At 59.5% G+C, this 20,028-nt stretch carries 22 protein-coding genes and 4 pseudogenes; 8 read left to right on the top strand and 18 right to left on the bottom strand.

The window, feature by feature from the left end; translation table 11 throughout:
• Nucleotides 1-26 precede the first annotated feature (26 nt).
• The 15 genes from ACP2YO_RS14425 to ACP2YO_RS14355 all read right to left on the bottom strand — a co-directional run bounded on the left by ACP2YO_RS14425 (nucleotide 27) and on the right by ACP2YO_RS14355 (nucleotide 14,266).
• Nucleotides 27-245, bottom strand: coding sequence for a hypothetical protein (locus ACP2YO_RS14425; protein WP_426441423.1), 219 nt, complete (start codon nucleotides 243-245; stop codon nucleotides 27-29).
• Nucleotides 246-598: 353 nt separating this feature from the next.
• A protein-coding gene (locus ACP2YO_RS14420; protein WP_426435017.1) for an IS630 family transposase occupies nucleotides 599-1,548 on the bottom strand; the annotation gives its coding sequence in 2 pieces (ribosomal slippage) (nucleotides 599-1,212 and nucleotides 1,212-1,548; 951 coding nt in all).
• A 303-nt stretch (nucleotides 1,549-1,851) separates the two neighbouring features.
• Nucleotides 1,852-2,892, bottom strand: coding sequence for an EscU/YscU/HrcU family type III secretion system export apparatus switch protein (locus ACP2YO_RS14415; protein WP_426441422.1), 1,041 nt, complete (start codon nucleotides 2,890-2,892; stop codon nucleotides 1,852-1,854).
• Between the two features lie 6 nt (nucleotides 2,893-2,898).
• Nucleotides 2,899-3,771, bottom strand: a complete 873-nt coding sequence (gene sctT, locus ACP2YO_RS14410; RefSeq protein ID WP_426441421.1) for a type III secretion system export apparatus subunit SctT — start codon at nucleotides 3,769-3,771, stop codon at nucleotides 2,899-2,901.
• Between the two features lie 19 nt (nucleotides 3,772-3,790).
• The gene (gene sctS, locus ACP2YO_RS14405; protein ID WP_426441420.1) at nucleotides 3,791-4,051 is read right to left on the bottom strand and encodes a type III secretion system export apparatus subunit SctS; all 261 of its coding nucleotides are present in this window, start codon (nucleotides 4,049-4,051) and stop codon (nucleotides 3,791-3,793) included.
• Nucleotides 4,048-4,710, bottom strand: coding sequence for a type III secretion system export apparatus subunit SctR (gene sctR / locus ACP2YO_RS14400; RefSeq protein WP_426441419.1), 663 nt, complete (start codon nucleotides 4,708-4,710; stop codon nucleotides 4,048-4,050). Before sctR ends, sctS begins: the two co-directional genes overlap by 4 nt.
• Entirely contained in the window at nucleotides 4,707-5,693 is a 987-nt protein-coding gene (locus ACP2YO_RS14395) for a FliM/FliN family flagellar motor switch protein (protein ID WP_426441418.1), read from the bottom strand. Before ACP2YO_RS14395 ends, sctR begins: the two co-directional genes overlap by 4 nt.
• Nucleotides 5,694-7,201: 1,508 nt before the next feature.
• On the bottom strand, nucleotides 7,202-7,642 hold the full coding sequence (gene sctO, locus ACP2YO_RS14390; protein WP_426443190.1) for a type III secretion system stalk subunit SctO: 441 nt from the start codon (nucleotides 7,640-7,642) through the stop codon (nucleotides 7,202-7,204).
• Nucleotides 7,639-8,991: a type III secretion system ATPase SctN gene (sctN, locus tag ACP2YO_RS14385; protein ID WP_426441417.1), complete on the bottom strand. Its 1,353-nt coding sequence runs from the start codon at nucleotides 8,989-8,991 to the stop codon at nucleotides 7,639-7,641. Before sctN ends, sctO begins: the two co-directional genes overlap by 4 nt.
• Before the next feature lie 23 nt (nucleotides 8,992-9,014).
• Complete coding sequence (locus tag ACP2YO_RS14380; protein WP_426441416.1) at nucleotides 9,015-9,641, bottom strand: FliH/SctL family protein; 627 nt, start codon at nucleotides 9,639-9,641, stop codon at nucleotides 9,015-9,017.
• A complete protein-coding gene (locus ACP2YO_RS14375; RefSeq protein ID WP_426441415.1) occupies nucleotides 9,620-10,252 on the bottom strand; it encodes a hypothetical protein in 633 nt (210 codons plus the stop codon). The genes ACP2YO_RS14380 and ACP2YO_RS14375 overlap by 22 nt, the downstream gene beginning before the upstream one ends.
• Before the next feature lie 102 nt (nucleotides 10,253-10,354).
• Nucleotides 10,355-11,125, bottom strand: a complete 771-nt coding sequence (sctJ, locus tag ACP2YO_RS14370) for a type III secretion system inner membrane ring lipoprotein SctJ (RefSeq protein ID WP_426441414.1) — start codon at nucleotides 11,123-11,125, stop codon at nucleotides 10,355-10,357.
• Nucleotides 11,122-11,556, bottom strand: coding sequence for an EscI/YscI/HrpB family type III secretion system inner rod protein (locus ACP2YO_RS14365; protein WP_426441413.1), 435 nt, complete (start codon nucleotides 11,554-11,556; stop codon nucleotides 11,122-11,124). Before ACP2YO_RS14365 ends, sctJ begins: the two co-directional genes overlap by 4 nt.
• A gap of 1,480 nt (nucleotides 11,557-13,036) precedes the next feature.
• Complete coding sequence (locus tag ACP2YO_RS14360) at nucleotides 13,037-13,510, bottom strand: avidin/streptavidin family protein (protein ID WP_426441412.1); 474 nt, start codon at nucleotides 13,508-13,510, stop codon at nucleotides 13,037-13,039.
• 285 nt (nucleotides 13,511-13,795) lie between these two features.
• Complete coding sequence (locus tag ACP2YO_RS14355; RefSeq protein WP_426441411.1) at nucleotides 13,796-14,266, bottom strand: cytochrome-c peroxidase; 471 nt, start codon at nucleotides 14,264-14,266, stop codon at nucleotides 13,796-13,798.
• A 457-nt stretch (nucleotides 14,267-14,723) separates the two neighbouring features.
• Here ACP2YO_RS14355 and aepX point away from each other — a divergent pair, with 457 nt between their 5' ends.
• A complete protein-coding gene (gene aepX / locus ACP2YO_RS14350; RefSeq protein ID WP_426443189.1) occupies nucleotides 14,724-15,584 on the top strand; it encodes a phosphoenolpyruvate mutase in 861 nt (286 codons plus the stop codon).
• 97 nt (nucleotides 15,585-15,681) lie between these two features.
• Here aepX and ACP2YO_RS14345 read toward each other — a convergent pair.
• The 3 genes and pseudogenes from ACP2YO_RS14345 to ACP2YO_RS14335 all read right to left on the bottom strand — a co-directional run.
• Nucleotides 15,682-16,053 (bottom strand): annotated as a pseudogene (locus ACP2YO_RS14345) (tyrosine-type recombinase/integrase); the annotation flags it as partial.
• A 152-nt stretch (nucleotides 16,054-16,205) separates the two neighbouring features.
• The gene (locus ACP2YO_RS14340; protein WP_426443188.1) at nucleotides 16,206-16,430 is read right to left on the bottom strand and encodes a tyrosine-type recombinase/integrase; all 225 of its coding nucleotides are present in this window, start codon (nucleotides 16,428-16,430) and stop codon (nucleotides 16,206-16,208) included.
• 136 nt (nucleotides 16,431-16,566) lie between these two features.
• A pseudogene (locus tag ACP2YO_RS14335) lies at nucleotides 16,567-16,911 on the bottom strand (tyrosine-type recombinase/integrase); the annotation flags it as partial.
• Between the two features lie 33 nt (nucleotides 16,912-16,944).
• Between ACP2YO_RS14335 and phnK the strand changes: the two are divergent.
• From phnK to ACP2YO_RS14300, 7 genes and pseudogenes are all read left to right on the top strand, one after another.
• A pseudogene (gene phnK / locus ACP2YO_RS14330) lies at nucleotides 16,945-17,050 on the top strand (phosphonate C-P lyase system protein PhnK); the annotation flags it as partial.
• 15 nt (nucleotides 17,051-17,065) lie between these two features.
• Nucleotides 17,066-17,800 (top strand): phosphonate C-P lyase system protein PhnL, encoded by a 735-nt coding sequence (phnL, locus tag ACP2YO_RS14325; RefSeq protein WP_426441410.1) that lies wholly within the window; start codon nucleotides 17,066-17,068, stop codon nucleotides 17,798-17,800.
• On the top strand, nucleotides 17,800-18,531 hold the full coding sequence (locus tag ACP2YO_RS14320) for a DUF1045 domain-containing protein (RefSeq protein ID WP_426441409.1): 732 nt from the start codon (nucleotides 17,800-17,802) through the stop codon (nucleotides 18,529-18,531). The genes phnL and ACP2YO_RS14320 overlap by 1 nt, the downstream gene beginning before the upstream one ends.
• 4 nt (nucleotides 18,532-18,535) lie before the next feature.
• Nucleotides 18,536-18,931, top strand: a complete 396-nt coding sequence (locus tag ACP2YO_RS14315; protein WP_426441408.1) for a hypothetical protein — start codon at nucleotides 18,536-18,538, stop codon at nucleotides 18,929-18,931.
• Nucleotides 18,932-18,960: 29 nt separating this feature from the next.
• The gene (locus ACP2YO_RS14310) at nucleotides 18,961-19,116 is read left to right on the top strand and encodes a hypothetical protein (RefSeq protein WP_426441407.1); all 156 of its coding nucleotides are present in this window, start codon (nucleotides 18,961-18,963) and stop codon (nucleotides 19,114-19,116) included.
• Nucleotides 19,117-19,273: 157 nt separating this feature from the next.
• A pseudogene (locus ACP2YO_RS14305) lies at nucleotides 19,274-19,405 on the top strand (helix-turn-helix domain-containing protein); the annotation flags it as partial.
• Nucleotides 19,406-20,026, top strand: a complete 621-nt coding sequence (locus ACP2YO_RS14300; RefSeq protein ID WP_426443187.1) for a LysR family transcriptional regulator — start codon at nucleotides 19,406-19,408, stop codon at nucleotides 20,024-20,026. It abuts the pseudogene before it with no gap.
• Nucleotides 20,027-20,028: the final 2 nt, after the last annotated feature.

The raw sequence follows: 20,028 nt of genomic DNA, 5'->3' as shown, positions 1-20,028 counted from the left end.
CGGTTGACGCGGGGGCACCTCAAGACTCAATCGGACCAGGACATTATTTCGCTCAGGGCCGCTAGCTCGTGCGAATAGTCTACTTCTTCGCGGCCGTCGATCTGTGCCGCAAATGAAGCAGCCCTTTCAGCTGCGCCGTCTAACAATCGAACCCACTGATCGCGTTGATCCTCAACCCTGCTCAACAGGCTGTCCATCTGCGCGATCGTCTGCCTGGCATTCCGCATCGTTTCGTCGAGGTCCACGTTCGTTCTCATGTCTCTACCCTCGAAAGCAGCACTTGCGCCGACGCCGCGCAAGCGAGCAGATGCGACGCGTGAGTCGACCGCATACTGCCGAGTTGGCGGCTCCGCATTTGGCAAGGCCAACTCGCCTGCCACGCCAATTGCGTTAACTCGCAGCAACACTCTGCCGAGAACGGATTGACTGCTCGAGCCCCCAGACGGGGTGTTGCACGAGACCAGTACCTGATGCCGCGCAAGGTCAGAAATACTTCCTCGCTATGTGGACATAGCCGGGCATGATGGCACGGCCGGTCTCCGCGAGTGCGGCGCTCCCGCCTCGACCCAGTTGAACCATCTGCTGCACTAGAGCGTTTTCATGGTTGGTGACGATAACCGGCATCGGCGAGAAAGTTCAGGCATTCTGTTGGCGAGAAGCGGGTAAGGGCGTCGGCGATTGCGTTGTCGAGGGCTTCGAGAGTTCGTGCGCCTGCCTTGCGCAGCAGGGACTTTAATTTGGCGAAGAACTGCTCGATCGGATTGAGGTCCGGGCTGTATGGCGGCAGATAGCGCAACATCGCACCGGCCGCCTCAATGGCTTCGCGGACGCCCCTGACCTTGTGGCTCGACAGATTGTCCATCACGACAATGTCGCCCGACCGCAGCGTCGGAACGAGGAACTGCTCGACCCAGGCGAGGAATGTCTCGCCGTTCATCGGGCCGTCGAAGACGCACGGCGCGGTCATGCCGTCCTGGCGCAAAGCTCCGACGAAGGTGGTTGTTTTCCAATGGCCGTGCGGGACTGTGCAAACGAGCCTCTTGCCGCGCGCGCAGCGGCCGTAAAGCCGGGTCATTTTGGTGGACGCGCCGCTCTCGTCGATGAAGACCAGGCGCTCCGGGCTCAATTCCGCCTGACCGGCGCGCCATTCCACACGCGCCTCGGCGACATCGGCCCGATCTTGCTCCGCAGCTCTCAGTGACTTTTTTTGAGCGTCAGGCCGAGCTGGCGCAGGCGCTTCCACAAGCAGCCGATACTGACCTTCACGTCGTGCGTGGCCAGCAGCCACGCCCGGATCTCCTCCAGCGTGGCGTCTGGCTTGTGCACGATCCGCTGGCGCAGCGCTTCATCGTGAGCAGCAAGTTTCGGAGCCGGCCCGCGGCCCGACGGGCGAGCCGTCGTCTCGCCAGTCGCCCGCCAACGCCCCAGCGCCTTGTAAATGTAGGAAACGCTGACCCGCAGCAGCGGCGCTGCCTGATACGCTCCCATTCCGCCGTCGACGACGGAAATGACCCGTTCACGCAAATCTTGAGAATAAGGTGCTCCCATCAAAGCCTCCGCCTCGAATCAATGCGGAAACTGAATCATGGAGCAACCGCGCTGGGAATCCTCCGATTCCACCAATTGTGAAAATGCTCTAGGTGCTTGCAGCACCGAATTTCCTGGCAACGGCTTTTGCGCCAGTTGCGTCGTAGCGGCTAGCACGTCACACCGAAATCAGGGAGGGCCGCCCCGGCTGCAGGAACATTTTTGGGATGGCGTTGCGCAAACGCAACCAGCCACGGAGCAAAGAGCCACCCTCCAGTCGAAAACCGCAATTGCCCCGACGGACATCAGAGCCGATCGAGCGTCTCAGCGGTAGGATTTCCCGAGCGCTCCCAGGATCGCCGCGAGAGGTGCGATCAAGTGCGACGGGATGTACTCATCGACCAGGCCGTCTTCCAGGAGTGCGCGGGCGAGCGGAATGTCTGGCATCACCGGCACTCCAGCAGCGGCCGCAGCATCAATCATTCGTTGCGCCAAAAGATCGGTACCGATAGCCTCGATCACTGGTAATGGAGTCTGCCGCCGGTCGTAATAAATCGCCACTGCAATACGCGTGGGATTGGAGACCAAGACGGTCGCTTGACGAGATTGGGCAAGTGCATCTTTGGTCAATAGTTGCGAACGGAGTTGCTTGCGACGCCCCTTGATGAAGGGGTCGCCTTCATTTTCCTTATATTCTCGTTTCACTTCGTCCAGCGACATCATGTTCCTCCTCTCGAACTGCCATCGCTGAAACGCGAAATCCGCAACTGCCACCACGAGATGGCTCGACGCCACACCAACCGCGAGATAGCGTAGAAGCCCGCCTGTAGCGGAACTTAGGCAAGCTATCCCGCAGCTTGGGACCCACACGAGCGCGCCTACGCCGGCGCGAAGCACGCACACTAGAATGAGGCCGAGTAGCACCACTTTCACGATCGACCTCCCCAGATCGATAACGCTTTGCAGGGAGAATATCCTTGCGATGTTTTCGCTTGGGCTTAGTTTTTTGAGCGACGGCGCGGCTGCTTTCGGCGCGAACAGGATTCCATTCTGCAGCAGGTAGCCACCCACACCGACGATCAGGACGACGCCGAGAAATGGTGCAATTAGGCTCTGTATGTCGCGGATGTAACAGTCGAGCAGCTGCGGCGCGACCACGACGAAGTCTTCTGTCAGAAACGAGACAGGTAACAGAACCACCGACTCAAGTCGGTCGATTGAGCTGTCCGAGCAAGCGAAGAGCAGGGCGAACAACGCAATAGTTACCGCTGCGGACACTGCCTCCTTGCTCAGCGGGACCTGTCCATTTTTGCGCAGGTCGCGCCGCCTTTGGCTGGTCGGCTTTTCGCTCTTTCGACTGGCCATGAAGAGTCACTCGGCAATCCGGCTAACAAACGCGATCGGGGATAGCACGTGATTGTCGGCATGGGACAAAACAACCGTCAGCGAAAGAATCAGCAGCAGAAGGCCGACTATGCTTTTGACTGGCATAGCGAGGTAGAAGACCTGCAATTGCGGCGCGAACCGACCGATGAGGGCCAGCCCTAGTTCGCTGAGGAGCATGGCAACGATGGCTGGACCGGCGAGAAGCAATGTCAACCGCATCACGACGTCTGCGAGACCCAGGACCTCTGCAACGAATGCAGGGCCAATCCTAGGATGAAAGCTCCACACAGGCCAGATTTCATGCGAGCGATAGAGGGCCTCCAAGAGCTTAGAGAAGCCACCGGTGACGAACAGCCATATGGCGTAAAGGTCACCCAGGAATGTCCCAAGCGGAGACGCCTGATTGCCGCTTGCCGGATCAAGCAGGCTCGTCATCATGGCGCCCCTCTGGTTGTCAATGAACGTGCCGGCGGCCTCTATGCCCCACATGATCGCGGCAACTGGCAGACCTAGTACAACCCCGAGCAGGAGTTCCTTGAGTCCGAGGCCCAGCAGCGGCGTCAGGCCCATCATATCGAGGTCCCTAGGCTTTGTTGCCCAAGCCAGCACAATGACGGGGAACGCCAAGCCAATGATCACGCCGTTGCGCGCGACTCCCGTCATCACGCGGCGCCCCAGAATAGGAACGACCAGCATCATACCCGCTATGCGCGCGATCGCGAGCACAAAAGTAATGAAGGTACTATGCAAGTCAGCCGGATCAACTGGCAGCATCAAACGGACAACCAAAATGATAACGCGCGGGCTCCCTGCGGTCGCGCTCGTAGAAGCCGCACTAAAAAATGGGCGATTGAGCATATCCTCGAGCTCCTAACGCTTACATCGTGCCGATCTTGTCGAAGATTTGCGTCGTATACCGGCCTAGCTCCTCGAACCAGCTCGCGGTGGCCACCAGTACGATGTTCACGCATATCAGCTTCACCGCGAAAGGAAGTGTCTGCTCTTGAACTTGGGTCATAGCCTGCACAACGCCGACAATTAGCCCGACTATCGTGGCCACGAGGACTGCCGGCATTGACAGGACAACCGACAGTTTGAGCGCTTCAATGGCGAGGTGGGTGAGGATGGCGGAATTCATGGCCCGGGTCCCGCGTAGGACAAGACGAGACCGTGAATGAGGCGTTGCCACCCGTTTACTGCAACGAACAAGAACAGCTTGAACGGCAGGGATATCGTCATAGGTGATACCATCATCATGCCCATCGCCAGAAGAATGTTGGAAATGACGAGATCAACGACGATAAAGGGCAAGAACAACAAACACCCGATCTTGAATGCGTCTTCAAGTTCGGATGTGAGAAAGGCCGGGATCAGGACCAAAAAATCATGATCGGTGACGACGGCAGAGTCATCCTTGCTCCACAATTTGCGGGTCGCAGTTAGGAAGAATTGACGTTTCGTTTGTGAGGTGTGCTTCATGAGGAAGTCACGAACTGGCTCGGCGGCTGCAGCTATGGTGCCGACCAGTTCTCCAAGATTTTCGGACGCGATCGGCTTGTCACGCAGGATTTCATACACGCTCTTGGCGACTGGTTGCATGATGTAGACCGAGAGCAAGATGGCGATCGCATTCAGCGCCATGTTCGGCGGAATGTTCTGGAGTCCGAGAGCGTTGCGAACCAACCCCAGGACAACGATGAGCTTCACGTAAGACGTTACTGTAATTGCAAGGAAGGGGATGACCGCGATGGCCCCCATCAGAACCATTAGCGTAACTGGATCGGGTAACCGGTTCATCGTTCTGCTCGTCGTAAGCGCAGATCCAGCAAGCGCACACCAGTCCGCTCGGCGATGCGCACGAGCTCGCCGGTTGCGACCACTTGGCCATTGACGCGCAAACAAACATTGGTGGTTGCATCGAAACCGAGATCCAGGACCTGGCCGACGGCGAGTTCACGAAGCTGCCTGAGCGGCATAGTCAGACGCCCAACATCCACGTCAACCGTCAGGTTAACGCTGTCGAAGCTTTCGGGCGGGAGCGGCTCTGGTGTACCCATCAAACACTCCACCGCTGTAAGGACCGAAAGGCGACAGTTCAAGATCGAGGCACGAAACCGAGGACTGTCAGAGATGTACATCACAACGGCCATCTCGCCATCTTGGCCGACCGGAGAATGGTCCAGCAGGATGACGTCACCTTGCGCGAGTTGCTGCAGATCCGCCAAGACAACACTAATGCGAGCGATTCGCATATCCAGATGCAGCGGAAGATCATCAAGCGGAGCATGCATGACCGGCAGGTCAGAGCAGCAGTCGGCGATCCATTGCAATCCGCCAGCATCGAATTCCACTAAGCCAACCAGATCGTTCGGAGGCTCTTGCCGAACGAGCTTCAAAGCGTAGGGACGCGATTCTGCAATGTTCAAGCAGGACCAGGTCGGCCTCTGGCCGCACCATTGCTCCACCTCGACCGCGAGATCTCGCAGAACAATATCGAGCCATATTTCGGCAAGGCCGTGAGCTGGAGGCAGGGCGGTGATCTCTGGCCAGCGTTCCACGGCCATTTGCGGAACGAGCGCCGAGCCCAATGCGAGGCGTATATTGTGGCCGCGCGCATGCATTGCAACAGTATAGGTATCGGCCGGAAGGCGGGGCAGCCCCCAATCGGTCATGACGGCTTGCACCTTGATGCTGCCCAGGCTGAAAGCAACCGGAAGACGGGCGGCAATTTGCGAGACGGCGGCTGCCTCACATCGGCTATAGAATGGAAGATTGATCACGCGTCCTTCTCAGCGTTGTCTGATTGTTGGCGCGAATCCGCGAGAACGCTGATGGCTGTCTTGTGCGTCGAAAGTGAGCCGGGGGCGACGACTGCAATCATGCCGCGCGGACCGAGATGGTCCCGTATCGCCTCCGCTAGCTCGACGAGCTCAGCAGATCGTGAGGTTCCGTCTAGTGGCGGACGCTCTGCAGGATCCGGTACGGCACCTTCGAGCGAGGCGGCAGCTAGAAAATGTGGGGCGGCACTCTCGGTCTCTGTCGGCTCACGCCGATCAGCGCCGAGACTCCTGGAGCCGGAACCCTCTTCGGATGTCTGACAGCGATCTAGAGCGGACCCCTCGAACCTTTGATCAAAGCGCTCGGAATCCGCAATATGCGCGCGCTTCAGCGGGGCGGCCGCCGCAGGTGGGACGGGACGGTCACGTCGCGTGATTGCGGTCATCGGAGAGCTTCGTACGAGCGCGAACATTCATCAAACCAGCCACATTGCCGCTTATTATAGACGTCAACCCTATCGCGATGACCGCAGGCTGAAACGCGGCGCAAGACACCTCATTCCTACTGTGTTCACAGCGCTTCCCCGCGGCCATGGATCTCCCCTCCAGCATTGGTCAAGCGTCGTCTTAGTCCATACGTGCGGAGGCCAAAAGACGGCGACGCATCGCTCGGCGGAGCAACCCTTCACCTCTCATCTGCTTTGGACCGACCCGAAGCAAATACAATTTCGATATTGGTCCAGCTGACAGTGATATGCCTTTCACTTACTATGCTGTGGCGTTGTCTGGATTCGATAAGGACTTGGATTTCTCCGTGCTCCCGCACAGATCCGTATGGGCCGCCGCCCGGCCCGCGATGCGCGTTGTCGAGATCAACTGGAAGCCGAACGCGACATCCAGGGCGCCACCGCATCCGAGACCAGAAGGTTGCTGCGAACTCAGCTCGTCTGCCATTTGCGGGCGTTTGCCTCGAATACGGGGGTCATCCTCACGCTGCGCGCTCCAACGACGAGCGCTGCCCTCGCGCATTCCCATTGGCCCGGCGCAGCAGACTGCGAGATTCGGGTGGTGACAAGGAGACAGGTGGTCGCTGCACGTGTAAGCTCCCGAAACCGGGCGAATGCCGCTATCTGGGAACCTGGCGTGCTGATCTCATCATGGCTTGGCTGCAGCCTCAGCCTACTGGCGAGAGGGCGCATACATTACGCAGGCTGCCGAAGTTGGATTGTTCGTGAGCCCTGCGCAGGCGGAGCAGAGCATTCGTCGGATCAAGTTACAGCATGTCCTTGTCGAGCGACAAATCGGCGGCCAGCTTCTTCTTCTCCTCCTCGAGCGGCTTCAAGCGCGGCATCTCGGTCGACACCAGTTCGTCGTACTTCCTCTTCCAATAGATCGTTTGTCTGATCGTGCCTTGCGGCAGATCTCCGCAACCGGAACGCCGTTATTGGCCTGCTTCGGCGCCTTCGTCGTCTTCCGCTCCTCCCAGCGACGGTGGTTCGGCAGTGAAAACTCTAGCCAAAACTGGTCCGGTTTGCCGATCTCAGATCACCATCCCGTAAGGCCTGCAGCAGGTGTTCGCATTTATGGAATTTATTGTATAGGTGACGTGCGACCTTGTGCGCCTCGTCGCGCGCCTGCAGCGCCTGGTCGGCTTCGACGACTGCTTCCTGAACTCGCCGTTCGAGCAGTCGTTCGTGTTCGTGCAGCGAGACTATCTTCTCCTTCAGCCCTAAAAGATCGCTGAGAGCAATAGTTTCTCCAATCAGCGAATGATATATCGCATCTTCCAGGCGACGGCGGTCTTGCTGCCAGCTCCCTAGGTCTGTCAGGGCGAGCTCGGCGGCAGCGACAGCCTGGTCGAGGGCTAATTGACGCACTCGCAGAACATCTTGCTCACGGTGAAACCGCAATTGCCTCACCTCGAGGAGCTGAGGTACAGCTTTGGAAATCATCCAAGGCACGATGCAAGCTCCTGAACCGTAGTGTCGAAGTCGATCTGCTCGCATGTCGACTGTTGCAAGAAGCTTCTTAGATCCTCCATTCTGGCGATCGCCGCATCGGCGATTGGATCGGCTCCATTCTTGTATTCGCCAACGCGAATCAACAGTTCAACCTCTTGGTATTTGGCCATCAGCTCCCGTAGCCTGCGCGCCAAGCCTTCATGCTGCGCACCCACGATCGTGCTCATGACTCGGCTAACGCTCGCCAAAATGTCGATAGCAGGATAGTGGTTCGACATCGCCAGGGCGCGTGAGAGCACAATATGACCGTCGAGGATGGAGCGCGTTTCATCGGCAACCGGCTCGGTCATATCGTCACCCTCGACGAGCACGGTGTAGAAGGCAGTTATCGATCCACGATCGTTGTTGCCGGCGCGTTCCAACAGCTGCGGGAGAACCGCGAACATTGATGGTGGGAAACCATGCCGGGTGGGCAGCTCACCTGCCGCAAGACCGATCTCTCTTTGCGCCCGCGCGAAGCGCGTCACCGAATCCATGAGAAGCAGCACGCGCGCACCTTGGTCGCGAAACCATTCCGCGATTGCGGTGGCCACAAAAGCCGCCTTCACCCGCTCCAGGGCAGGACGGTCGGATGTCGCAACCACGAAGACCGAATTCGGACCCGATCGTGAGTCAAGATTGTGTTCTATGAATTCCTGCACCTCACGGCCGCGCTCGCCAATCAATGCGACCACTGTGACGTCAACCGCTGCGCCGCGCGCGAGCATTGAGAGCAATGTACTCTTGCCGCCGCCTGCCGCGGCAAAGATACCGATGCGCTGCCCCTCCCCGCACGTCAGAAGGCCGTCGATCGCCCGTACACCGACCGGAAGAACGCGATCTATGCCACGCCGGGTCAAGGAATCCGGTGCGCTGCCGTGGACTGGCACGCAAGCTTCGGCCGGCAACGGACCATGCGTGGCCGTGTCGAGAGGGCGACCAAGACCATCAAGGATCCGACCGAGCAGGTTCCAGCCCGCGGGCACGAGCAGAGGCTTTCTTGTCGGAACCACTTCCGTAAGGGTGGAAAGTCCCTTCATGTCCCCGAGCGGCGTCATAATTGCGACATCGCGCTGAACACCGATAACTTCGGCCGACAATTCATGGTCGTCTTCCGAGTTGCGAAGCGCGCAGAGGTCCCCGATGCGGACACCCGGGGCCGTCGCACGGATGATTGTTCCAACAACCTCGAGGATCCGGCCACGGACATTCATCGTGGGCGTTTGCTCGACCGCGCTTCTTGCGAGTTGGAAGAATCGACCGATGTTCTCGTGCGAAGAACCCACGGGAGTTGCTGCCATTGATGGCTCGGCTGGCTCTGACATCACGTTGCAGAGGCCTCTCGGCTTTTGCGCAGGCCGCTTTCGATCAACGAGAGTTGGCTTTCGATCGTCGCGTCGACCAGTCCAGCATCGGTCTCGAGGATACACCCGGCATCCTTGATGCCCGGATCAGAAATGACATCGACGACCGCACGCGATGTCAACGCCGGGACAATCTCGTCGACCCGTCTGCGAACCGTCTCGACAAGCGATGGTGCCACGCGCAGCCGAACGAGGGTGCTATGGCCAGCGACTCTCAGGCTTCGCAACGCAATCTGCACCGCGGCCTCATCCGGCGCCATGGTGTCGATCACCCGGCGTGCGATCTGCAGACCCATGTCGACGATCCTCTCCTTGTTTTGCTCCATGATCCAAAGCGACTCCACGGCAATTGCGGTCAATCGCTCTTGAAAGTCCGCTTGCGATTGTCTCAGCCCCGCCTCCTTGGCGGCCGCCTCTATCATGTTGGCGGACTTGCGAGCCTCATCAACGAGGGTGTCCGCCTCGCGCCGCGCGCGAGCAAGAAGTTGTTCGGCCTCCAACAACACCTGCGCGTTTGCCGCGGGCAGGATTCGACCCGGGCCGAGAATGTTGACCGTTTCGGATGTCAATTGAACCAGTGCGACCATGCCGGCATCCTTGTGCGGATCAGGCGGCGCATCGCGCGAAAGGCATCCTCCCCAGCTCCGTCGTTGAGGCAGGCATCAGCCACCGCCTTCCAGATCGAAGCAGGATGGCGCAACCGCAGCCGCTCCTGCAGCGTGTGTGGAATGCAACCCATCGCCCGGCCGAACATCGCCGCGCCACAGCGGAGCAATGCAGCCGGCTGGGTAGGCAGCTCGACGACACCAATCGCCGACATTAGCCCGTGGGTCGGTCGCGGCAGCAGCGCAGCGTGGAAAGCGAATGCGAAGGCGTCTTCTCCGAGCGCGGTGCGAGCCGCCACAACATCGGTCCTGCGAACACGGCCGACGATACTGGGCGCTCCGATCCAGGCCGCGGCCAGGCTCATGAGCCGCATAGCGTCTGAGATCGGCAGAAATGCGAGTCGCACGCGGGGGGCCTTGGCGGCCGAAATGATCGCAGATGCTGCCTGATTTTGATCGTTGAGCAGCCAGACTCCAAGTTTTAAACGAATAAATGGATCGGCCTGCGCGGGTCCCAGCGGCATCCATTCGGGCCAGTCTTTCGCCATGGACGGATCGAGATCGGCAGCCGGATCGGCGATGCAGCGCATCATCGCTCCCGCCCATGGCTTATCGAGCCAAACATCCGAACTCGCTGCTAAGCCTGTCGCGATCATACGGCTTTTGCTCTCTTGCATTGAGCTCATGGCGCCCCACTAGGCCGGTGTGTGGCCAAATCGCTCTCGCCACACGAAAAAGGCGAGCACTGCGTTGCCGATGAGCGATGTCGCTATTGCGCCGACCAGCCCGACGACGAGATAAGGCGGATCGCTACCCTCGGCGCCAAAGGTCGCCGCTCCATGCGGCCGTGGCGCGGTATCATCCTGAGTGGCCTCGACAAGCGTAACTGAGACCCTGTCGTAGGATACGCCTTTCAAGCTATTTGCGACCAATTCCTTGATCTTTGGTACGGCTTGATCGATGGGAGCACCAGCCATGTAGCGGATCAGCACGGCGGCGGTTGGGGGAGTGCCCGGCAGGCGATCATCACTTTCGCTTTCGGGCAAGACCGAATGAACGCGCGCATTGAGCACCCCGTCGATCCTAGACAGGGTCTCTGACAATTCTTGCGTGGTTCCGTAAACAAAGCGCACACGCTCTTCTGTCGGTGATGAGATCAGGCCTTCCTTCTTAAACAGCGTGCCCAAATCGGAAAAGCGATCGCGAGGCCATCCGGCGCTATCCAGCACATTCATGGCATCCGGCACGTCTTTGGTTGGAATCACCAGCGATGCAGCGCCGCCGTGATCTGCTATCCGTTCGGCATCGATGCCGTGCCGCATGAGCAGCGCGAGCATTTCGTTGGCGTCACGCGCAGGAAGATTGTGATAAAGTTCGATCTTTCTCTCGCAACCTGTCAGTGTGAATAGCACAAGAAGTATCACTGCCTGCTTCAACCAGGCCGCACCCGTATAACCGCCGGTCATTGGCTCTTCAGGAACGTATCGAGGGTTTGCGCGACCTTTCCAACCACCTTCGTCGCAATGTCGTATTGGAGCGTCACAGCCGAGAGGGCGAGCTGGACCTTCAGCCACTCGGCCGAACGGACGTCTCGCGAGCTCGCGCCGTCCGCGACTGCGACCACGGACTTCACAGCATGGTCGAAGTTGACGCTTAGCTGCCCCATTCCACTGAGGATGCCGTTAGATATCGGAACAAGCCCGGCCGCCCATCCATCTTCGGCCCGGCCGCCGCCGTTGAACGCGATTGGCCGGTCGCCTCGTGGCGACAGCTCCGGCTGCTCGAGTGCGGCATGGAAGGCCTCGACCGAGTCACTTGAAGGTTGCGGTAGAGTCGGCCGTTCCGTCACTGACGCCGCCGCCGCAAATTGCGCGGCGATGTTAGACACGTTGTTCATTGGCTGGAATTCCTGCAGTATGCGCTCTTGCTGGATTGCTCAGCACCGTAAGGAGCTCGTCGAGAGCGGGATCGTCGCGGGGCAGAGATCTAAGCACCGCCTCCCGCTCCCTTAGCCGTCCAGCAATGCCTAGAGCCAGCACCAGAAATGCCATGCCATACGGATCATTGGTGCGGGCAAGAGGACGGAGCCGCTCCAGCGCCGCGTCAACGTCGTTGGCCAACAGATCTGAGAGCGCGTAAGCAATGACGCACTCCCGACCTCCCGGGGCAACCACCTCAAGCCCCTTCGCAATCCGTCTCGCCCTCACGACGTCATTTGTCATACAGGCCAAGAAGGCCGCCTCGGCCAGATGCCGCAGGAGTCGCCGCCGACTTTCCGGCTCCGCAAGTGAAGGAAAAGGAGACATCAATTTCGACTTTCGTTTCGCCCGTGACAGCAAGCCACATCTTCCGAAACACGGCTACCGCTTCCACCGGGGCGGCAGACCGCTCGCTTGCATATGCGGGGGAGCCACTATCGCCAACGCATCCGAGGCTCCTGACAACGGCAGTTGACATGGAAATGCGACGTCGGACCGCGGAACTGTCGCTGCAAACGATCAACTCCCCCCGGCTGTCTAGTTCGCTCGCTCGTTCGATGCCAATACAATGCGGCGATGGCCCCCTGCTTACTGCATATGGACAACTGACATCAGCATGCGACCGCAAAGATCAGGACCTATCGCCTGATCGCCCAGGCAATGCCTAAAGGAGCCCCCCACAACCAAATCAACCGCCGGTGCGATTGTATTTTCCGCCAGACGCAGCCGGGCATTCTCATCGGTGTCCCGTCGGTTCATCTTCGGGTGCCGAGGTGTCAAATTGCTTGCGGCCGCGCAGAAGGGCGGGGGTCGTCTCGATGGTTAGAATCGATTGCCAAAATCTCGATCTCGGCGTGACATTCCGTCTCTAGCCCAGTCAACCGCCAACCGCCGCCAGCTGACCGGCCACGCCGTCAGCAAAGTTGAGCGATAGCTCGCGATGACGCTGCAATCAGGTGAACGGTTGTGCGAAGAACGATTATGGAAGTGAACGCCAGTTCGCGCTCCCCTCATCATGACAGGGAGCTGCACTCCGGCTTGCGCTATTATTCGACCATTCGACCTGACCGATCGTTCGTACCTGAAAGCGCCGCCGTGGGCGAGCCATGGGTCGGCACATTCAAAAATGGCGAGAAGCTCTCAGAGCCGTGCTGGCACGCACCGATCCTCCCCGCCGTCATCCAGAAAACGCGGCAACCATTCAGATCGAGCCGTACAGCGGAGGGCAGCATGCTTAATGGCGCTCATCTTCGAAAGCACCGGCAAATGCCCCTGGCACTTGTCGAGTATTCTAAGAGTGTACTGCCACCATGATTGTAACGCGCCTTCGGCGCAAAACCGGATCCATTCGGTAATGTCAGCGTGACGACGCTGAACGTCGTCACGCCAAAGGTGGCGCTATTTGCGGTTTTTCGTGTTGGAGAGTTTCTCGCCTGGCCCATCCTTGGCCGTCCCTTGACCAGCGGATATCAATTTCGACTTGTCGCCGCTGCTGAACGTGAAAGTGTCCGCGCCGGCACTGATCCCATTCCATACCACGGGCTCGGCGAGCGAAAGGAGCCAAAGCCCTTGAAAACCCGATGCGGCGTTGAGCTGTCCCGTCCACACGGTCGTTGAGCCGCAGCCCCCGAAGTTGACTGTAAAGCTGATCGCTGTGCCGCTATTGGTCTGGGCAAGCCAGCCCGTCATCGGCTGAGGGGCGCCTTCGTCGCAGCTATTCGTCGCGTTATTCGTATAGGTGCCGGAAATGGCGCCCGTGCTCTGGTTGTAGCTGTTGACCGCCAGAACCGAGCCGTATTGGTTGTTCCACATCCAGATAGTTTGCGCCTGCGCGGGTGCCGCCAGTAGCAGCCCAAGGCCGGCCAAAGCCATCCATCTCGTGAGTCTCCAGTTTTCTTGATGCACCGCCGTCTCCATGTCGCTTCAGAAAGGTCGCGCTTTGCCGATAAACCTCTCTCTCGAGGCGCACAACCCCCATTTGTTCTTTTCTTCTATATACACCTACGCGTTGCCTTCCTCGATATGCCGTCTAAGTTTGAGCCTGTCGTGCTTTTCATTCAGCACGGCGCGGGACAACTTCGTCCAAAATGTGAATCGGCGCAGACGCATGGGTCTGCCCCATATGTGGAACGGCCCGGGCTGCGAGATTTTCCCTGGTTAACAAGAGATGACGGTGCGGTCATATGTTCGGCTCTTTAGCGGCACTTGGCCGCTGGCGGACGCCCGACTGTCTGCGCCATCCTTTCTTCCGCCGACGTTGATTCCATTGTGACAGGAGGAGCATCCTGTTTCCATGAATAGCTTCAATCCTGCGTTCTGCCGATCATCCAGAGCATTTGTATCGCCTTCAAGGTCCTGATCGAAAGGGGCTGCGGGCGTAATGAGAATCGCTTCAAAGGCATCGATCGCCCGCGCGAAGTTGTGAAAGGTGACTGGCGACGCCTCGTTTGGAAACGCCTTTTTGGACATGACCACATAGTCGCTCATCGAGCTCAGCGTGTTGATCACATTATCTGGGGTCGCGTTCATTTCAACACTCGCTGCACGGGGCCCTTTGCTTGCGCCTTGATATCCGGCGGCCGCCCATCCAGAACTGCGCCACATCGAATACTGCGGGTTGTCCTTCACCGCAGGGACGCCGAGGCGATCGGTTTGAACGTGCGCCTCGCAGCCATCATCAAATCATCTTCTGCATCAGCGTGTGATACTATCCGAGTAAGGAACGTGAACGAGCGCAGCGTCCACCGGGATACTACCACCCGATTTGCCTCAATCACGCCAGGCAATACCAGGAGTAAGTCGAGACCTCAAACGCGAGCGCTCTTCCACTTTCCGCCAGTCAACGATAGAACACGATGCCCCTCGGTCAACTACTAACGTTGGTAATGATCAGAATGACAAATTCATGTCACCTGCTGATCGAGCCGTGGGATTGCCCGAATTCCCTCGTCAACGACAGCTGGCGCAAGCACGTGCTGAACGCCCGACAAGTCAAACGCTCGTGCAAGGAGGCGGCATGCAACATCAACCAAAATCGGCGGTCGCTAATGTCATTGAACGACGTGCAGGCCCCTTACTTTCGCAAATGCTGCGCGCTGAGATTTGCTCCCGGAGCACCCTTTCGTTCCTGATGGAGGCTCATGATGCGCTTTCCGGGGCGATTGCCAAACGCGCAGGCTTCAAGGGCCTCTGGGCGTCAGGCCTGTCCATTGCCAGCTCTCTCGGCTACCGCGATGCCAACGAAGCGTCATGGAGTCAACTCGTCGACGTCGTCGAGCGAATAGTCGACTCGACCGAATTGCCTGTGCTCGTTGACGGCGATGGCGGCTTCGGTAACTTCAACAATGCGCGCCTTTTGGCACGCAAACTTCGGCAGCGTGGCGCTGCCGGGATTGCGCTGGAGGACAGCTGTTTTCCGAAGATGAACTCGTTTGTTGGCGATCGGCATCCTTTGGCAGATATTGATGAATTTTCCGGCCGACTGCGGGCTGTGAAAGATACAGTCGCGGAAGAGTTAGTCCTGGTGGCGCGGATCGAAGCGCTGATAGCCGGTCATGGAATCGACGAAGCGATTGTGCGCGCCAGCGCCTACGCCGCGGCGGGGGCCGATGCGATTCTCATTCACTCGCGCAAGAGTACCGCGGAGGAGATCCTCTCCTTTTCGACTGCTTGGCAACATCGCCTGCCTGTTGCGATCGTTCCAACGAAATACTATCGAACCCCTGTCTCGGCATACCGTGATGCTGGCATCTCCACAGTGATCTGGGCCAACCACTCCATGCGCGCTGCAATAGCGGCAACGCGGCGGGTCTGCGGTCGCATTCTTGCCGACGAAAGCATTGCTGGCATTGAACCAGACGTTGCGACGCTCGACGAGGTCTTCGAATTGTTGAAGTACGACGAGCTTGCCCGTGCCGAAGCGCGATATTTCCACCCCCGCCGTTAAGGCCCGCTCGGTCGGACGGTAGCGGCACGTCATTGCCGCCACGCACATATTGACGAAGGGCTGTTTGGGTCGTGGTGTGAACTGGGACGAGACGGTCCTTGCGGAACTTCGTCTTCCGAACAAGGAGAATCCCACTGGCCAGATCGACGTCAGAACGATCAAGCCTGATCACTTCGCCCGATCGTAGTCCCGAACTCGCCAACAATCCGATCACCATCGCCATCGTCCGCCCCTTGCGAGGGATCCCTGGCAAAATGCGGTCGCATGCGTCGATGAGCGACGCCAACTCAGCCTCGCTGAGGATACGGGGCGGCGGAATCGCCCTGGATCTGGCGAAAGCTCTGCGCCCCAAGGCTTCGGTTCGCGCGTCATAGACGGCCAGATACTCGTAGAATCGGCGGAGCACGCCGTGACGAGTGGCGCGACCGTTGGCGGCGCCGCCCAACGACAGGACGAAGTCCAGCGCCATCGTCCGGGCGGCGGGCCCATTGACCTAAGCGCGCTCAACGTAGAGGACCAAAGCCCGCCACTTGCCAGCTTGCTTACTGAAGGTGTAGCCGAGGGAGTGGCGCAGTTCGATGTAACGCTCGGCCTTCTCGCCGAGAAACCGGGCAAACACGGTCATGCGACGCCTCCCGGAAAGGGGAGTGCGACCTCGGCGAGCTGCGAAGCCGCGACCTTTACGTACAGCGCTGTTGTGTTGATGCTCCGGTGCCCGAAAAGATCGGCGACCTCGTTGATCTGCCTTCGCTGCCTGACGAGCTGGGTAGCAAGGCTGTGGCGTAGGAAATGCGCACCTCCAACCCGCCCGGGTTCGACTCCGCCATGCCGCAACCGCTTCCGCACGATCCTCGAAACAGGTGATGCGTACTTGAACACGGGCGGCGTGAAGGATAGGAACAGGACTATCCACCTTCGGTCGAGCGCGCAGGATGTAGTCGGCGAGCGCGGCGCCGGTCTCCTCGAGGAGCGGCGCCCCCCGATCACGCTTGCCCTTGGTGCGCCGGACAAAAACCTCGCCAGTTCGGCAGTCGATATCCTGCAGCTGAATGGCGCGTAGCTCGCCGTTGCGCATACCCGTGGTGGCGAGCAGCAACAGGACGGCTCGATCGCGGATGTCGACCGGCGTCGTTGCGCCGACCGCATCGATTGCGCGCCGAACGTCATCCCATGCAAGGCGCGGCGGCAAATGCGCCAAACGCCAATGGGGCGTCCCTGGGACAACGTGGGCGAGATCCTGGTCATGGTGGCCGGCCCAATACAAAAACCGAAGAAATGTTCGGATGTGAGAAGTCGCTGCCCCGTGCAGCTGGACCGGTTCGTTCATGACCAGCAATGGCAGGAGCTCGGTTATTATCCGTCGATGGTGATGCAGCGCGGTCGAGTGATTGAGCACCGACCAGGTGCTCGATGATCCTCACCACCCCTATACGCAACTACTCGTCTCTTCCGTCCTGCAGGTCTAAGGAAAGACACTGGTCATGACCATCCTCGTCAGCGTCGTCGGCCTTTCCAAGACATTCACGCTTCATACCCAGGGCGGCGCAGAGATCGCGGTCTTCGACGACCTCTCGCTCGAGGTCCGCGCGGGAGAGTGCGTCTGCCTGCATGGTCCCTCCGGGGCCAGCAAGTCGACCTTGCTGCGCTCGCTTTACGCCAACTACAAGCCGGACGCCGGGCACGTCGTCGTACAACATGGCGACGAATCGATCGACCTTGTCAGCGCCGAGCCTTGGGAAGTGATCGAGGTGCGGCGCCGGACGATCGGCTACGTCAGCCAATTCCTACGCGTCGTCCCGCGCGTCGCCACCATCGACATCGTCACCGGACAGGTGATCGCCATTGGTATTCCGGCAGATGAAGCGCATACGAAGGCGAAGGCGCTGCTCGCCCGCCTCAATATCCCTAAGCGGCTGTGGTCTCTGGCGCCTGCCACCTTCTCCGGCGGTGAGCAGCAGCGCGTCAATATCGCCCGCGGCTTCATGGTCGACTACCCGGTCCTGCTCCTCGACGAGCCGACAGCTTCGCTCGACGCCGCCAACCGCCAGAGCGTGGTTGAGCTGATCAACGAGGCCAAGGCGCGCGGGGCTGCCATCGTCGGCATTTTCCATGATGAGGAGGTGCGCGAGGCTGTGGCCGGCCGCCTATTCGAGGTGGGCCGGTCGCCCGTTCGCATGTCTCGGCGCACTAACACAGCGGCGGAGCCCGTCGGATAATGCCCGAACCGTGCTCGCCCCGTTACGCGATCTACTACACGCCGGCACCGGAACATCCGCTGACGGTGGCGGCGAAAAGCTGGCTCGGGCGTGACGCGTTTGCTCGAGGCTCGCACACCGCCGCCGCAGGACTCGCTGCCACTGGTACGGACTTGGCTCGCGGGACGCTGACTAGCACGGCCCGCCACTACGGGTTCCATGCAACGCTCAAGGCGCCGTTCCGGCTGCGGCAGGATTATTCGGTCGAAGAACTGGAGCGAGCGCTCCGCACGTTCGTGGCAGCTTGGCCCCCCTGCCCAATCGGCCCCCTGAAGATTGATCTGCTCGGCAGTTTCTTCGCTCTGATTCCTGTGAGCTCGATGCCCACTCTGCGTAGCTTTGCCTCGCACATCGTTGAGGAGTTGGATCGTTTCCGGGCACCCTTGAGCCAGGATGAGTTTCAACGGCGTTTGCGCAGCCCACTCGACGAGATTGAGACCACCCATCTCGTGCTATGGGGTTATCCTTATGTCTTTGATCGCTTTCGCTTCCACATGACCCTGACCGATCGTGTTCCCGCCGAAAGTCGGCCCGACGTGCGGAAAGGGTTGGAAGCGGTCTTCGGACCGTTGCTCTTCGAAGACTACACTATCGATGCTGTTTCCCTCTTTGTTCAGGAGCATTCCAGCGCAGATTTCGTCGTGCGGTCGCAGTTCGCCTTGAGGAGCCGCATCCTCGTCGAGGCCGTATGAGCCGATGACCTCTGCGCGCGGCCACCTGGTTCTCGTTGTTGGCCCCAGCGGGGCGGGCAAGGACACTCTGATCGATTTTGCCCGCGCACAGTTAGGGTCCGATGCCAATTTTCATTTTGCCAGCCGGATCATCACCAAGCCTCCTTCCATTGGCGAGGATCACGAACCTGTCGATATCAACGAATTCCAACGCCGAGCCAGCGCCGACGCGTTCGCCCTGCATTGGGAGTCGCATGGGCTCTTCTACGGGATTCCTGCCGCAGTCGAAGACCAGCTTGATCGCGGCATAGCCGTGGTCGCCAACGGCTCCCGGGGATCCTGCCCCTGGCCCGTCGGCGCTACCCGCAACTTCGGGTCATTAATGTCACTGCACCGGTTGAGATCTTGTCCAAGCGCCTAACAGAACGCGGACGAGAAAACGAAGCATCATTGAAGCAGCGGCTTGCGCGAAGCAACCTGAATCCGATCGGAAAGGATGTGCTGCACATAGACAATAGTGGGTCGTTGAATGTCGCTGGTGAGCGTTTCATCGATGCGCTGCGGGCCTACCGTCAGGCAAGCGGCATCATGAGCAGTCCTCACTGACGAAATAACGGCCACTACATCGATGGAGTGAGGGACAGAGATACGCAGAGCTTTGGGAGCGACCGCCAAGGCCGGATCGGAGGATGTGAAGTAGTGCAAGCAACTGAAATGACCCGTTCAAACCTGGTCAACGGCAACTCGCCATAGGGCTTCCACCGTGCCTGTGGAATTTCGAGATCTACGCTGGGCGATCACCGCTTCCCAACACCGAAGCCTTCGCCAAGCGGCAGAGACGCTCAGAATCAAGCAGCCGACTCTTAGTCGTCGTCTGCGGGACCTCGAATACAAGTTGGGTGTCACTCTTTTCGAGCGCACCAATAGCGGCACGCAACCAACCATTGAAGGTCAGGAGTTCCTCGATGCGGCCCGACGCATCGTGGATGATGCTGAAGCGACCGTCGCTCGCCTCAAGGCCCGCTCGCGAGGCGAGAGCGGTCGATTGACCATCGGCATCCACGCCTCACTCTCAGCCGGCAATCTCCGGGCCACCCTCCTCGACCACCGGCGCCGCTTCCCCGATGTCGATACGCATCTGGTCGACGGATCGAGCAACCACCTGATTTCCGACCTCGCCGGTTCCGCCATTGACGTCGCCGTCGTGGCCGAGCCCAATCCAAGGTGGAGCGACAGGTCATTATCGGTCTGGAGCGAACGTGTCGTCGCCGCCCTCCCCGAGAACCATCCGCTGACAGATCGTGATGTCGTTCACTGGGGCGAACTGAGGCACGAACCGCTTTTGATGTCACAGCGCGGTCCGGGACCGGAATTCCTGAAGCTCCTCATCAGCAAATTGGGGTCTTCCGATCCTTGCCCGCTGCTTCGCCATGATGTGGGGCTTGACCGGCTTCTCTCGTTCGCCTGGGCTGCCTCCCTTAACTCGGCATCCGAGGCGAAACTCCCGTGCGGTTAGAA

Source organism: Bradyrhizobium genosp. P (assembly GCF_049949265.1).
Taxonomy (GTDB): domain Bacteria; phylum Pseudomonadota; class Alphaproteobacteria; order Rhizobiales; family Xanthobacteraceae; genus Bradyrhizobium.
The sequence above is the reverse complement of the archived record's forward strand: the minus strand, read 5'-3'. Positions and strand labels throughout refer to the sequence as shown.

Excerpts from the sequence above, each read along its gene's own strand:
- ACP2YO_RS14415 (WP_426441422.1), bottom strand. The coding sequence starts at position 2,892 with ATGGCCAGTCGAAAGAGCGAAAAGCCGACCAGCCAAAGGCGGCGCGAC.
- sctT (WP_426441421.1), bottom strand. The coding sequence starts at position 3,771 with ATGCTCAATCGCCCATTTTTTAGTGCGGCTTCTACGAGCGCGACCGCA.
- sctS (WP_426441420.1), bottom strand. The coding sequence starts at position 4,051 with ATGAATTCCGCCATCCTCACCCACCTCGCCATTGAAGCGCTCAAACTG.
- sctR (WP_426441419.1), bottom strand. The coding sequence starts at position 4,710 with ATGAACCGGTTACCCGATCCAGTTACGCTAATGGTTCTGATGGGGGCC.
- sctO (WP_426443190.1), bottom strand. The coding sequence starts at position 7,642 with ATGATTTCCAAAGCTGTACCTCAGCTCCTCGAGGTGAGGCAATTGCGG.
- sctN (WP_426441417.1), bottom strand. The coding sequence starts at position 8,991 with ATGGCAGCAACTCCCGTGGGTTCTTCGCACGAGAACATCGGTCGATTC.
- ACP2YO_RS14380 (WP_426441416.1), bottom strand. The coding sequence starts at position 9,641 with ATGGTCGCACTGGTTCAATTGACATCCGAAACGGTCAACATTCTCGGC.
- ACP2YO_RS14375 (WP_426441415.1), bottom strand. The coding sequence starts at position 10,252 with ATGATGCGCTGCATCGCCGATCCGGCTGCCGATCTCGATCCGTCCATG.
- sctJ (WP_426441414.1), bottom strand. The coding sequence starts at position 11,125 with ATGACCGGCGGTTATACGGGTGCGGCCTGGTTGAAGCAGGCAGTGATA.
- ACP2YO_RS14365 (WP_426441413.1), bottom strand. The coding sequence starts at position 11,556 with ATGAACAACGTGTCTAACATCGCCGCGCAATTTGCGGCGGCGGCGTCA.
- ACP2YO_RS14360 (WP_426441412.1), bottom strand. The coding sequence starts at position 13,510 with ATGGCTTTGGCCGGCCTTGGGCTGCTACTGGCGGCACCCGCGCAGGCG.
- aepX (WP_426443189.1), top strand. The coding sequence starts at position 14,724 with ATGCTGCGCGCTGAGATTTGCTCCCGGAGCACCCTTTCGTTCCTGATG.
- phnL (WP_426441410.1), top strand. The coding sequence starts at position 17,066 with ATGACCATCCTCGTCAGCGTCGTCGGCCTTTCCAAGACATTCACGCTT.
- ACP2YO_RS14320 (WP_426441409.1), top strand. The coding sequence starts at position 17,800 with ATGCCCGAACCGTGCTCGCCCCGTTACGCGATCTACTACACGCCGGCA.
- ACP2YO_RS14315 (WP_426441408.1), top strand. The coding sequence starts at position 18,536 with ATGACCTCTGCGCGCGGCCACCTGGTTCTCGTTGTTGGCCCCAGCGGG.